At 43.7% G+C, this 12,818-nt stretch carries 10 protein-coding genes; all 10 read right to left on the reverse strand.

Annotation, left to right across the window (positions count from 1 at the left end):
• Positions 1 to 41 precede the first annotated feature (41 nt).
• The gene (locus FHW88_RS20735; RefSeq protein ID WP_176627728.1) at positions 42 to 608 is read right to left on the reverse strand and encodes an RNA polymerase sigma factor; all 567 of its coding nucleotides are present in this window, start codon (positions 606 to 608) and stop codon (positions 42 to 44) included.
• A gap of 102 nt (positions 609 to 710) precedes the next feature.
• Positions 711 to 2,150, reverse strand: coding sequence for an alpha/beta hydrolase (locus FHW88_RS20740; RefSeq protein ID WP_176627729.1), 1,440 nt, complete (start codon positions 2,148 to 2,150; stop codon positions 711 to 713).
• A gap of 64 nt (positions 2,151 to 2,214) precedes the next feature.
• Positions 2,215 to 3,024, reverse strand: coding sequence for a helix-turn-helix domain-containing protein (locus FHW88_RS20745; RefSeq protein ID WP_176627730.1), 810 nt, complete (start codon positions 3,022 to 3,024; stop codon positions 2,215 to 2,217).
• Between the two features lie 175 nt (positions 3,025 to 3,199).
• Positions 3,200 to 3,514: an L-rhamnose mutarotase gene (gene rhaM, locus FHW88_RS20750; RefSeq protein WP_090532916.1), complete on the reverse strand. Its 315-nt coding sequence runs from the start codon at positions 3,512 to 3,514 to the stop codon at positions 3,200 to 3,202.
• A 69-nt stretch (positions 3,515 to 3,583) separates the two neighbouring features.
• On the reverse strand, positions 3,584 to 5,467 hold the full coding sequence (locus FHW88_RS20755) for a glycoside hydrolase family 35 protein (protein WP_176627731.1): 1,884 nt from the start codon (positions 5,465 to 5,467) through the stop codon (positions 3,584 to 3,586).
• A gap of 8 nt (positions 5,468 to 5,475) precedes the next feature.
• Complete coding sequence (locus FHW88_RS20760; protein WP_176627732.1) at positions 5,476 to 7,329, reverse strand: glycoside hydrolase family 2 protein; 1,854 nt, start codon at positions 7,327 to 7,329, stop codon at positions 5,476 to 5,478.
• A 1-nt stretch (position 7,330) separates the two neighbouring features.
• Positions 7,331 to 8,437 (reverse strand): glycoside hydrolase family 43 protein, encoded by a 1,107-nt coding sequence (locus FHW88_RS20765; protein WP_176627733.1) that lies wholly within the window; start codon positions 8,435 to 8,437, stop codon positions 7,331 to 7,333.
• A 14-nt stretch (positions 8,438 to 8,451) separates the two neighbouring features.
• Positions 8,452 to 9,687 carry a DUF2264 domain-containing protein gene (locus FHW88_RS20770; protein ID WP_176627734.1) on the reverse strand — a complete coding sequence of 412 codons (1,236 nt, stop codon included), beginning with the start codon at positions 9,685 to 9,687 and terminating at the stop codon, positions 8,452 to 8,454.
• Positions 9,688 to 9,814: 127 nt separating this feature from the next.
• Positions 9,815 to 11,134: a BNR repeat-containing protein gene (locus FHW88_RS20775; RefSeq protein WP_176627735.1), complete on the reverse strand. Its 1,320-nt coding sequence runs from the start codon at positions 11,132 to 11,134 to the stop codon at positions 9,815 to 9,817.
• A 56-nt stretch (positions 11,135 to 11,190) separates the two neighbouring features.
• Entirely contained in the window at positions 11,191 to 12,813 is a 1,623-nt protein-coding gene (locus FHW88_RS20780; RefSeq protein WP_176627736.1) for a RagB/SusD family nutrient uptake outer membrane protein, read from the reverse strand.
• Positions 12,814 to 12,818 lie beyond the last annotated feature (5 nt).

Genomic DNA, 12,818 nt, shown 5'->3' on the forward strand with positions numbered 1-12,818 from the left:
CGATACGTAGCGAAATGAGTTAAGTTTATATTAAGAAATCATTAACCCTCGGAAGTGAAATTATGCTGCCCTTTTAACAGCTGGCGAAGTTTTTTGATAGATTGATAAAGTGTAGTTTCAACCGTACGAACAGAAATACCCAACACTTTGGCTATCTCATTTTTATCAAGGTTATCAATACGGCTCATGAGCAATATCTGCCTTTGGCTGACAGGCAAGGTATCAATAAGGTTTAGTATTTTATTGTACGATTCGCGGCCAGAAAGAATTTTAAATGGATTATCCCTATCTTTTAACATGTGGCCCTGAAGGTCGATATCTTCGATAGAATATACCGGATCTTTCTTTTTTTGGATATGATTTAAAGAGAGATTTTTGGCAGCAACAAACAGGTAACTTTTTACATTAAGGATGGCCGTATCGCGGTTGTCCCAGAGTTTAATGAAAAGATTGGCGGTGATCTCTTCGGCAACGGTATAATCTTTAGTGTACACCGTGCACAGCTGACATAAGGTTTTGTAGTAACGATTAAAAAGAGTTTCAAGGGCAACGGGGTTGCTTTGCTGGATAAGCCCCATCAACGCTTCATCAGTAAGTGCAGGATACATGCTAAAGAGTTGTTTTGGCTCAAATGTAAGGCTGCTATGTTAGCATAATGTTAACAGACGACAAAACCTTTATTACCGAAAAATCTGACAATGGCTATTAAGCTATTCAATGATCAGGTTTTTTGATTGAGATGTAAGTTTCTGATGTGGGTTATCTAAAAATAGCTTCACATAATCAGTTCCATCTACACTAAAACCCGGAGCATGCCCCCTGTTATGGATGATCAATAATTGGCTATTAGGCATATACCGTTTTATCAACCTGTTATAAAACGGCCTGCAATCGGGGTCGACGTCACCTGCCGAAATTAATGCCGGTACTGTAGAATAAACAGGCTGCTTTGCTACAGCAGGTTCAGCCTTCACCTTCCAACAATTGCATATGACATGATTTACATCATTAAACGGATACCCGGCCAACCACGGTAGTACCAAGTGTTGTTGTGCTTCCAACGCAGGGTCATCGTACGAAATTTGTTCTGAGCAATAAACAGAATACCGCATACCCAGTGATACGCTTGAATTACCCGCGAAATAGCCATCAAACACCTCCCGTACATATTTATCATGACGGCCTTCAATTAAATCAATCATTACCGCAGGCACCGTGCTAACCTGCCGGGAGTTCATCCGGCCTATTATTGCATCGAGTAATTCGTTTTTTGTATAAGTGAGACTATTAGCTTGATTGCTTCCTTTTTCCTGATAAGATATGGTATACTTCTTCCCGGTGATAGTGCTGAAGTATTGATGGAATTTCATTCTTAAATCTTTATATTTTGTGTCAGAAGAATCCGTTTCGCAATTATGAAATACCTGCTCAAGCGCTTCATTGATATTAAACAAAGCGTGTTCCTCAAAATTAACATAACCCGGCAGTGGTGAATTTAAAAGCAGCGCACGAACGCCTTCAGGGTGATTTCGTACCATGGTAAGCATAAGACCGCCGCTATAGGATATGCCAACCAGGTTAAGCGAATCAACATTTAAGGCTAATCTTAAATCATTTATATCTTCAGCACTTTCAATGGTGTTAAAGGCCGATAAATCGACGCCTTGTTTTGTAAACCGGTTCCGGCATTCAGTAACGGCTTGTGATACGAGGCTATCCTTATTTTTGCCTTCTCTGTAACTGCGTTTAATGGCCGCTGCCACTTCCATGCAATCCAGGCATGGTTGTGCCCTCTTTGTTCCCCGTTGATCAAACGCAATAAAACCGCCATAGGCTAACCAACCGGAGTTATAGCTTATGCTATCAATATTTAGTGTAGTGCTGTAGCCTGGGCCACCTGTAGTGTAAAGCGTGATGTTTTTGCGTGGGTCCTGATCTGGCCGGCGTACAAATAAAAACGGGATCTTCACTTTGCAACCTTCGGGCTTGCTTCTATTTTCCGGTACAACGAGGTAACCTGTTTTTAAAACAAGCCTGGGGTCTGCCTTAACCAGCCCGGGGTAAGGTTCTAATACCGGCTTATATTTCTGGCTGTAAGCTTTTTGAATAAGAAAAGTAGCGCCAAATAATATGATAAGGAATGTTTTCATGACCGTTGTTTAGCTTACAAAGAAAGCGATCTGCCTTACCCACAAAAAGTAAAAAACGGACAAATTAAAATTGATGCTTGGTTATCCTTTGACCGGTAAGGTTCATAACGTCCTTATGAAAATGGCTCAAATCATAATATCCATAATCTATCGGAACAAAGTTTTCTCTGTCATTTACAAATGCTGTTAATGCATTTCTGCCCCGCACAATTGAAAAATAATTTTTAGGCGGAGTGCCAATCACCCTGTTGAAATACCGATTGATAGTTTTAGAAGTAATGAACAGTCTCTCTGCAACTTTTGACGTATTCAACTTCATACCGGTAGCCTGATATTCGCCAATGCTGTCGTTAACAATTTTAACATAATGATCCTGGCTTGCCTGTTTAATGAGCTTTTCTAACAAATATGATTCAACAATGATCACACGCTCTTCAAAGCTTATTGGCTGTTTTACTTTTTGAAGCAATTCCCAGGGCAAAATTTGATTAAGGTTAATGAGCTTATCAATAACCGGAACTTGATTTAAACCTAAAACGGCTTCTAAACCGCCCGGATTAAATTTAACCGTGAATATATTATCGGCAGATAGTTTATGCCTGGTAACATCCTCATTTCTCAATATTAAAACATCCTGCTGCTTCCCTACATAATACCTCGTATTCTTCAAATCAATATAATAAGGCGAACCAAGGTTGATATAAAAAGTAGGTGTCCAACTGGGGAACATTTTCACCGTTGAAAACTCAGCTTTCACCTGCTGTGCAGATAAATCTAAAACTGATTGCGAATAAAATTCTATATAGTTAGCCAACTCTTCGCAAGGTGCGCTGAACCTGTATATTTTACGGATATTCTGAAATATCTCAACCATACCTATTGAGGTTAACTATATCTGTAAAAATAATTTTTTTAATTAAGATACAACGTATACAGCAAGGTGAAAGCCAGGCATATGCTATCCATAAAAAACAAAAATGGCCGTCACAAAGGCGCCTGCCGCAGCACGCTCTTTATGACAACCAGTTTAATAATAGCAATATTCGTATCTATGGCAAAAAGAACACCTCTTTCAAAGGCACACTCACCGGCGAATGATCGGCATTAGTATCCATGATATCGGCCATGTATAACCACCATTTTTTCATAATAGGGCTATCAGGCAAATGATCAAGGGCTTCCTGATCTTCAACATCCATTACGCCAAAAAGCCAATGCGTGTCTTCATCTAAAAAAATAGAATAATTACTGATCCCCACATCTTTAAGCAAACTGCTCAATTCGGGCCAAATGGCATCATGCCGCGCCTTGTATTCGGCGGTTTGCCCTTCATGAAGCTTCATTTTAAACGCTACCCTTGCCATTGTAAATAGTATTTATATATGTCTGTTATCAAAAGAGCCTCAAGGCTTAAAGCAAAAAGCTCAAAGCTTTTAATAGTTTATTTGCAAAATAGGCTTTGAGCCTTTAGCTTTCGGCTTTAAGCTTATTTGAGGTTTTACCACATCCAATATCGGTTTATCGACGCCAGCTAACTGGTCTTGTTCTGGTTTTAATAATTCAAGCACCTCAACATCATTATACCCTTTCTTTAACCACTCAACCGGCAAGTATAAAGTTTGTTGTGGGCCGATGCCCCAGTACCTGCCGAGGTTGTGCCCATTTACCCATACCACGCCTTTGCCCCAATTGCTCATATCAAGATAAGTATCGCCCAATTTATCCAGTTTAAAGCCGCCTTTCCTGATTATCGGCGATTGAGCATTTTGCCTTGCGGCAGAGAATTTCACAGCACTTAAATCATGAAACGGCAGCGAATACATTTTCCAGTGTTGTAATATCTTGCCATTTAAAAGCGCTTGTTGGGTGATCCCTTTTTTGTTTTGTAAAAGATACTTACCAAAGTTGATCCGGCCAAGGTTTTCTATCAAAATATCAAGCGTTACTTTACCTGCAGGCAACTTTAAGTAAAGGCTGTCCTGGTTAAGCCTGCGGTCGAGCGTGCCTACCTTTTTACCGTTAATCATGATCACTGCGTAATCCCTAAGCTCTTTTAGCTTGAGTTGCCCGCTTTGGCTTCCATTTAAAACCGTGCGGTACAACACAAAGCCATAGTCCTGGTGCAAGTCTTCAAACGTAAGCGGACTTATATTTTCTTTAGCAGCCGGCAGAGTATTTAATAAACTTACCGATTGTGTTAGTTTAACAGCCGGTATTGTTATTACTGGTTTGGCTGCCGGTACATCGGGCAATTGCACACCGGCAGGCAAATGCTTTTGGATCACCTGCCTGAATTGCATAAATTTCGGCGTGGCATTACCTGCCTCATCTAAGGGAGCATCATAATCATAGCTACTCGTTTGCGGTTCATAAGGCGAGGTATCTTTAAAATTTGCGCCATTCATAAACGCACGGGTGGTGCCACCATGAAACATGTACATGTTGATAGAAATCCCTGCTGCCAGTACGGAATCAAGCCTACCGGCATAACGTTCGGCAGGGATAGTGTGATGGGCAGTTCCCCACCAATCAAACCAGGCAGGATACCACTCGGCAATATAATACGGGCCCTTACCATCGTGATTTTCATTAATGATCTTTTTAACCTTTGCAGGATTATCAAGACCGTTAACAGCAGGAAGTAATCCCGGCAAATGACCAGCTACCAAATCGGGGGCAGGGTCGCAGGTGTACAGCAATCCATCAAAACCGGCTTCTTTAAATAGTTTTTGATTAATCCCCAGATACTCTTTATCGCTGCCATATGAGCCGTATTCATTTTCAATTTGTACCATCAGGATATTACCGCCATGGTTTATCTGTAGCGGGGCCAATTGCCTGCCTACCTCTTTGATATAGCTTTCATACTCTTTAAGGTATTGGGCTTCTTTACTACGCACCTCAAGGCCTTTTTCGTTCTGCAACCAGTAAGGATATCCTCCAAACTCCCATTCGGCACAAACATACGGGCTTGGGCGAAGGATCACCCACAGGCCTTCCTGCTGAGCAATACGAACAAACTCGGCCACATCGTTATTACCGCTAAAATCAAACTTGCCTTTTTGCGGCTCGTGCAGGTTCCAGAAAACGTAGGTGCCAATGGTATTTAATCCCATAGCTTTCGCCATTTTCATACGGGCACGCCAGGCTTCGCGCGGCACGCGGGGATAATGCATTTCGCCCGAGATCATCTGGAAAGGTTTCCCATCAAGCAAGAAAGCTTCATCGCCTAACGCAAATGTATGTTTGGGTGCCTGGCAGAAGCCGGTTATGCCCAGGCTTAAAAATGTTAAAAAGGATATAATAGTTTTTTTCATTGTGGTGACTATCGGTTCAGCGCTTCCGCGCTTTTTTGTTTGTAATAGTTTTGAAGAATATAAAACGCTTTCTTTTTATTGCCTTTGTCATCATAAAAGCCCTTGCGGTTCCAGCCTTCCTGGTACACCGGGTTATTCCGTTTGGGCGACCGGAAATCGGCCATTACCCATGGTGACAAGCCCACGAAATTTGCAGGCATCCGTTTAAACATGGCCACCTGCTCTTTAAAATACCATTCCTGGTATTCTTCGCCGAAGCGGGTCAATGAATCGGCATGAAAACCGGTTTTAGCTTCGGCCCCGGTTTCGCTGATAAATAAAGGTTTATTGTATGGCGTGCTCCAGTTTGTAGTGCGGCATTTATCAGGCAGGCCGCCATACCAGCCAAGGTATTCGTTAAAAGCAACGAGGTCAACAAACTCACCCAGCGGATCATCCACCACATTCAAATCTTTACCTGAACCATAATTTACCTCAAGCGCCGCCGAAACCAGGCGCGTATCATCCAGTTGTTTGGCCCTGATAATCAGATCGTGCATAAAATTCGTACGTGTTGGGCTCACCGGTGTTTCGTTCCCAACCGACCAGATAATGATACTGGCACGGTTATGGTCGCGTGTAATCATTTCATTAAGCTGCGCTTTTGCCTTTTCAAGTACAGCAGCATTGCCAAAATCAATAGTCCAGTAAACCGGGATCTCCGACCAAACCATAATACCCAGCGAATCGGCTAGGCGGGTTATCTTTTCATCATGAGGATAATGTGCCAGCCTAACCATATTGCAGCCAAGTTCATGCGCCTGATTTAACAATTGCTCAGCATCCTGCTGGGTGTAAGCCCTCCGTACATCCTGTGGTATTTCGCCATGGATACAGATCCCCCGTAAAAACACAGGCTTGCCGTTTAACAATAACTGCGGGCCGTGCGCCTCAATGGTACGGAACCCGATCTTATCTTCTGTTTTATCGGCACCGGTGCTTATAATAACCTTATACAGCTTAGGCGTTTCGGGCGACCATAGCTGAGCCTTAGGTAATTTAAAGCTCAGCTGGGTAAGCGCACCTGTGGCAGCAAACTGCTTACTAAACTTAAGCTCGGGTATTTGTACGGTGATATTTTGACCGGTTAGCGGAGTATCGCTCAGTTTAACCCATCCGCTTACCTCCGGTTGTTTTGCGGGAGCCGCACCATTAACAGGCTTTTTAAGCTGGATCACAAAATCGCGGATATAAGTTGCCGGTACTTCCACCAGTTTTACATCGCGGGTTATACCACCGTAGTTCCACCAGTCGGTGTTAAGGGTGGGCACCTCATCAGCGTAGCGTTTATTATCAACCTTAACCACTAAAAGATTATCCTTTTCCTTAAGCAGCCCGGCAGGTACTTCAAAATTAAAAGGTGTAAAGCCACCTTTGTGCATCCCCAGCTTTTTACCGTTCAGGTATACATCGGCCCTATAATTTACCGCACCAAAATAAAGGTACTGCCTGCCGCCATTGGCCGGTTTAACATAATCGAATGATTTTTTATACCAGATAGTTCCTTCGTAATAACTAAACTCCGGCTTTTGATGGTTCCAGTCGCCGGGTACATCAATGCTATATTTATCGATGTAGCCATGCTCCTTTTTCTCAGTTTTATTAGCCGGGATGCCGCTGTTCCAATAGGCATCTCCATTTTTTTCGTGGAGCTCCTTATAGCGATAATCATAAAACCCGGTTTCGTACGGATCAACAATGTATTGCCATTTGCCGTTCAGATCAAGTGCTTTACGGCTTTGAATATTGGTAATGAGACTGTCCTGAGCGGTCGCCGTACCGGTAACGAACAGCAGGCAGCATAAGCTTATGAAGTTTCGCATGTTATTTCTTAAATACGTCAAGGTTCCAGTTATTTACCCAGTTTATTTCGATATCATCACCTTTAAAGCTGATGGGCAGCCAGAGGTAACGGCCGTCAATAGCGTCTTTTGGAGCCCATTTATCGGCTATAAATATGAAGGCATCTTTTTTACCGGCAATAGGCAATACATGCGTGCTTTGACCGCCGTAAGTTATTTTGCTATCCTGTCCCTGGCAGGGGTTGCCGTGGTAGGTCCATGGCCCCCAGATTGATTTTGCACTGAACCAACGGGCGGCGTTGGGTGCCCAACCTGTACAGCCCGAGCCTATCATGTAATAAATTCCGTTACGTTTAAATAATGCAGGAGCTTCAGTTTGGTGGCCTATATAGATACGGATAAACTTACCTGTATGCCCTGTATAATCGGGAGTTAGTTCGGCCAGGTCAAGGGTGTAGTTTTCTTCGGATGAAAAAACGTGGTAAGCCTTGCCGTCGTCATCAACAAAAACGGTCATGTCGCGGGCCATCTGGCCACCGGGCAAATCGCGGCAAAAAAACTTATCGGTTTCGTGAGCCGGATTAATACAGTTTATTTTATCACCTTCGGGTGTAAGTGCCGGATAAAACGGCATCTGCCCCGGGTTGGGGCGATAGCTTTTAATAAACTTGTACGGGCCGATCACCTTATCGCTTACAGCAACCCCGGCGCGGGCAGCGCTGTAGCCTTTGCCTAATAGTTCCAGGTGCAACCACATTACATATTTCTTTGTCTTTTTGTTATAAACAACTTTGGGCCTTTCCAGGATGCAGCCTTTTGCTATATCATTTGTGGTATCGGGCGAAACACTCAGCGAGATCCCCTCATCCTTCCAGTTGTATAAATCTTTTGACGAATAGCAATGAACCCCAACCATTGCCCGGTTGCCTGCATCGCCGGCAATTTTGTGTTCGCCAAACCAATAATAAACCCCATTATTATACAGAATGCCTCCCCCGTGGGCATTAATGTGCACCCCTTTATCATCTGGCCAGATTGCGCCCGGACTAAAACTGGTTAATTTGGTTTGCGCACGACCGAGGATACTTAGCAGCAAAAAGGCCGGCAATAAAAAACGATAGTATTTCATATAAAGATGTTGTATTATTTTCTAATATCAAGTGCATGATCGGCAGGTGCATCCTGGCCGCTCCAGATTTTAACTGCGGTCCAGGGTTCGTCCGCATCAGTCCAAAACGGATCGGTTTCGGGCAAGCCTAATGGTACAAAAACAGTAGCGCAGAAATAAAGGCTGCCGGTTGTAATATAAAAATCGGCCAGGCCGGGCTGCTTGCCATATAAACCCATATTAAGCCAGCCATCGGCAGTAAAAGTTTGCGGTGCGCCAAGCGTTTTTTTTATCATAGCTGTTAGCGCGCATCTTACCTGTGCCGGTTTCAGGTTTGCAGGCAGTTGTTTTTTGTAGGCGATATTTGCTAAATGATGAAATGCGCCGCCGCGATAAACTATCGACCGTCCGATAGCCGGGAAGCTTCCATCAGCATTAATAAGGCGCTCAAGCACTTCGGCATAACGTTGGCCAACAGCCAACTCACGTTGTTCCTCACGCACATAAGTTTTCTTTTTAGCATCTACCTCTTCCAATATGGTACTCAGGTTTGGATGGATCACGATGCTATTATAATAATCGAGATGAAAGCTCATCCCGTCCGAATACATACCGTCGCCAACATACCAATGTTCTGTAAATTCGCGGATACCAAATTCAACCCTTACCGGATCGTAGCCAAGGTCATATTTGCAAAAGAATGCCTCTATCATCCCCGAAAACAAAATCCAGTTGGAATAAACCGGAACAGTTGCCCGGGTAGTTTTCATTACTTCAACCACTTGTTTTTTGGTAGCATCATCAAGATGCTCCCATAACCATGGACTCCGCACCAAGGCAAAAGCAACAAACGAGGCATCAACCAATGGCTGGCCACCGCTCCATTGCATATAGTCTTTAGCCTGCGGATTAACCGCGTTTGCAATAGCCTTTAAAGACCAGGCCCTGTATTGTTCGCGAAGTTTTACCTCGGCTGGATCACCACCTTCTAATTGTAACCACGGTGCTATACCACACAATGTACGACCAAAAGCTTCCAGGTATCCCACCTTAGCACGACTTTCCTTATTATCAACCCTATCAGACAATTCCATGCGCATTTTCTCTTTAAGCTGATCGGCAGCAAGGTTGCTAATCACCGGCCGGGCTACCTTATCCATGTAGCTTAACCACAATTTCCTGTCGGACACCTGGGCGATATTCTTTTTGCTTTGGGCGGATGCACAAAACGGAGCGCTTATCAATAGAAAGTAAAATATGAGTTTCTTCATCCGGGATGTTTATTTGTTTATTATACTTTGATTCAAGTTCCATGTTGTAAGTCTCAAGTCGAAAGCTCTAAGTCTTAAGTCGTTTTTTCTTAAAATATGTCTAAAGACTTTCGACAGACTTTCAACTTTAAGGCGTCCATTCCAATACCTGTACGTTAGTGGGCGGTATACTGGCTTTCCCTTCACCATCAACCTGGGTTACCTGTTGTACAAACAGGTTAAGAATCTTTTTATCTTTCCATAGCTCGGTATCATAAGTCGGTTCCCATTCCTCTACAGGCGTGGTAGTTAAATCACTAACCTGCCAGTTTGAAGTTTTCAGGTCGGCATTCATCGCCACCGAAACTTTATTACCGCGTTCAGCGTCCCTGAAAATTAGTGCTGCTGATTGCATCCCGCCATTGTTCCAGGTAATGATCTGCGGGCGAGATATCGGGATCCGTTTGGTACCTGTGCCTCCAAGGCTGAATGCCGTTTTCCTAAAACCAAGATTGGCCGAGTGCCAACCACTGCTGGTTTTAAAAACAATATGATACTGCGGTGCAGTTGAACTGTTATCGCGCCAATAGGTTGCGATAAAAGGGTTGCCCCCGTCATCGGCAAACATGGATGTTTGATTGATGAGCTCGCTGTGCTGCGGAATCCGGCATGCGTACTCAGCATTAGCAGCATTAATCGGGAGCATATATTTTTCGCCAGTCGATTTTTCCCAGGTTAAACCTCCGTCGTTTGATCGGGCGTAGCACATGTCATGATTACTTGCTACGTCTGGCGTTTCGCGCCATACCCATGAAATATGGATTGTCCCTTTTTTATCGATGCACATTTGCCAGTAGGCATTGCGTTTACCCTCACCGTCAATAAGATTTTGCTGTATGTTAACCCATTTTTGAGTAGTTATATTATACCTGTTCATGACCAGGTTTCCGTTACCCGAACCTCCGTCGCGGTAAACAAATAACAGATCGCCATCTTGTAAACGATAAAATTCAGGATAGCTGACCTTGTTTTCGCCACCCCCTGTCATGCTTTGTTGGGCCGACAAAGTTAGGCTTCCGGGCTTAATGCTTTTAGCATAGTTTAAAGTCTGATTATGGTGCCCCCAGGCAACATGCAAATAACCGGCACCATCAACCATGATACTGATATCCTTATGGGCATCAGCAGCATCGGCTTTATATTGCGTTGCAGCAACCTGCCAGTTACCAGATCCGCTTTTTCTCTTAGCCAACACTAAAGCCTGGTCGTTGTTATAATAAGCAGCGTATTGTTCACCCTTAAAAGTAACCAATGAGTTTTTGCGGAAAACAACCGTATTGACTGAGTTATTAGCCCAACCCAAACCAATAGTGGTAGTAGTTACTTTGCCGGTTTGAGCAGATACAACAACAGTGCCCCCAAACAGGACACATATAAAAAAAAGTGATCTTAAATGGTATAGCTTCATAAAAAGTAAAAGTAAGGGCAATGGATATTGCCCTTACTTTTTATTTGTGTTTTAATTTAATAACCCGGATTTTGCTCCAGCACCGCATCTTTATTCAATTGAATTTCAGACAGAGGGATAGGTAGCAGCAGATTCTTAGCTGCGAGCCCGGTTGTTGGGTGAACGGCATCGTTACTATTAAGCCGCGTGGCACGGTCAACCAGTGTACCTGTACGCATCAAGGTTTGGCGGCGGTTTTCCTCGCCGATCAATTCCCTGGCACGTTCATCAAGTATAAAATCAAGTGTCATTTGCGCGGCCGTTACCTGTGGTGCATTAGCCCGCGTCCTTAACACGTTAATAGAAGTCGCTGCATCAGCAGTTTTACCTTGTTTAAACTGTGCTTCGGCGAGTAGCAGGTAAGTTTCACCTAAACGCATCATGATAAAATCCTTGATCATGGCGTAGCCAAAAGTATCGTTAGGATCAAACGCGCCCCATTTAGTTGTACTCGGGCAAATCCTGAATAAGGTATCCGCACCAGCAAATGGTACAGGTTTTCCTAATAAAGCAGGGAACTTAGGATCATTGTAATAGTATTGTCTTTTAATGCTATATTGTGAATTACGAAGATCGCCTTGTGGATACAGCCCATAAAGCACCCAGTTACTTAATCTTAATCTCCCGATACTACGACCACCTAAGGAATCGCAAGGCAACATTCCCGGAATCTGATAGTATGCCGCGCCCCATACCCGGCGCTGCTGAGCATTATCCACATTTCCACCTACAACAACTGATGAATTTTCCTGTTCAAGCACCCAGATAGCTTCGGCGTTGCCTTGTGCACGGCGTTGATTGCCATATACAAACATATCTGAATAGTAATCGCCGGCGCCACCTGCCCTTACGCCATAACGGGCTTTGATCAGGCTAAATTTGCCACTATTGATAATGGCCTGAGCTTGCTGCTCAGCAAGGTCGTTTTTACCCATACGCAGATAAGCTTCGGCTAACAACTGCATTGCCATGTATTTGTTAGCCCTGCCAACCGGCTTACCCTGAGCGTTTGTTTTCGCGGTACCGGCATTAAGGTCGGCCAGGTTAGTAACTGCATAGTTAAGGTCACTGGTAATAAGCGCGTTTAAATCATCAAGAGACGCACGGGTAAAGTTTATCTTCGGAACAGTTAAAGCGTGATCAGTAAGCGGCACTTTACCAAATAAGGTAACCAGGTTATTGTAGGCATACGCCCTGAAAAACTTGGCCTCTGCTTCCACTTGTTTTTTTCCTATAGATCCTAATTTTGTATTTGATGGATTTTCAGCATTGTCAATTATAATATTAGCGTTATTGATCATCGCATAATATTTGCCCCAGATATATTTGGCGGCGTCATCCTGTGGTGCCAGCGCACTATAATTATAATAAGGCACCTCTATCCCCTGCTGCTGGGCTGTAGCGTTCGCCACATCTGTACCTACCTGCCAAACACTTGGCCAGCCCTGCGCACCTGAATAGGTTAGGATACCGGTTTCAAGGTTGTATAAACCTATTGCCGATGCCTCCATACCCAATGAATCGGTAACAGTAAGGGGAGTATATGACGAGTATGGTTTTTCGTCGAGATATGATTTTTTGCAAGATGCGAATGCTGTTAACACACCTGCAAAGAGTAATATTGCTGAATAGTTTTTCATGTCTT

The organism is Mucilaginibacter sp. SG538B (genome assembly GCF_013376065.1).
Lineage (GTDB): Bacteria > Bacteroidota > Bacteroidia > Sphingobacteriales > Sphingobacteriaceae > Mucilaginibacter > Mucilaginibacter rubeus.

Coding starts and splice junctions, on each gene's coding strand:
- FHW88_RS20745 (WP_176627730.1), bottom strand. CDS start 3,024: ATGGTTGAGATATTTCAGAATATCCGTAAAATATACAGGTTCAGCGCA.
- FHW88_RS20755 (WP_176627731.1), bottom strand. CDS start 5,467: ATGAAAAAAACTATTATATCCTTTTTAACATTTTTAAGCCTGGGCATA.
- FHW88_RS20775 (WP_176627735.1), bottom strand. CDS start 11,134: ATGAAGCTATACCATTTAAGATCACTTTTTTTTATATGTGTCCTGTTT.
- FHW88_RS20765 (WP_176627733.1), bottom strand. CDS start 8,437: ATGAAATACTATCGTTTTTTATTGCCGGCCTTTTTGCTGCTAAGTATC.
- FHW88_RS20735 (WP_176627728.1), bottom strand. CDS start 608: ATGTATCCTGCACTTACTGATGAAGCGTTGATGGGGCTTATCCAGCAA.
- rhaM (WP_090532916.1), bottom strand. CDS start 3,514: ATGGCAAGGGTAGCGTTTAAAATGAAGCTTCATGAAGGGCAAACCGCC.
- FHW88_RS20780 (WP_176627736.1), bottom strand. CDS start 12,813: ATGAAAAACTATTCAGCAATATTACTCTTTGCAGGTGTGTTAACAGCA.
- FHW88_RS20770 (WP_176627734.1), bottom strand. CDS start 9,687: ATGAAGAAACTCATATTTTACTTTCTATTGATAAGCGCTCCGTTTTGT.
- FHW88_RS20740 (WP_176627729.1), bottom strand. CDS start 2,150: ATGAAAACATTCCTTATCATATTATTTGGCGCTACTTTTCTTATTCAA.
- FHW88_RS20760 (WP_176627732.1), bottom strand. CDS start 7,329: ATGCGAAACTTCATAAGCTTATGCTGCCTGCTGTTCGTTACCGGTACG.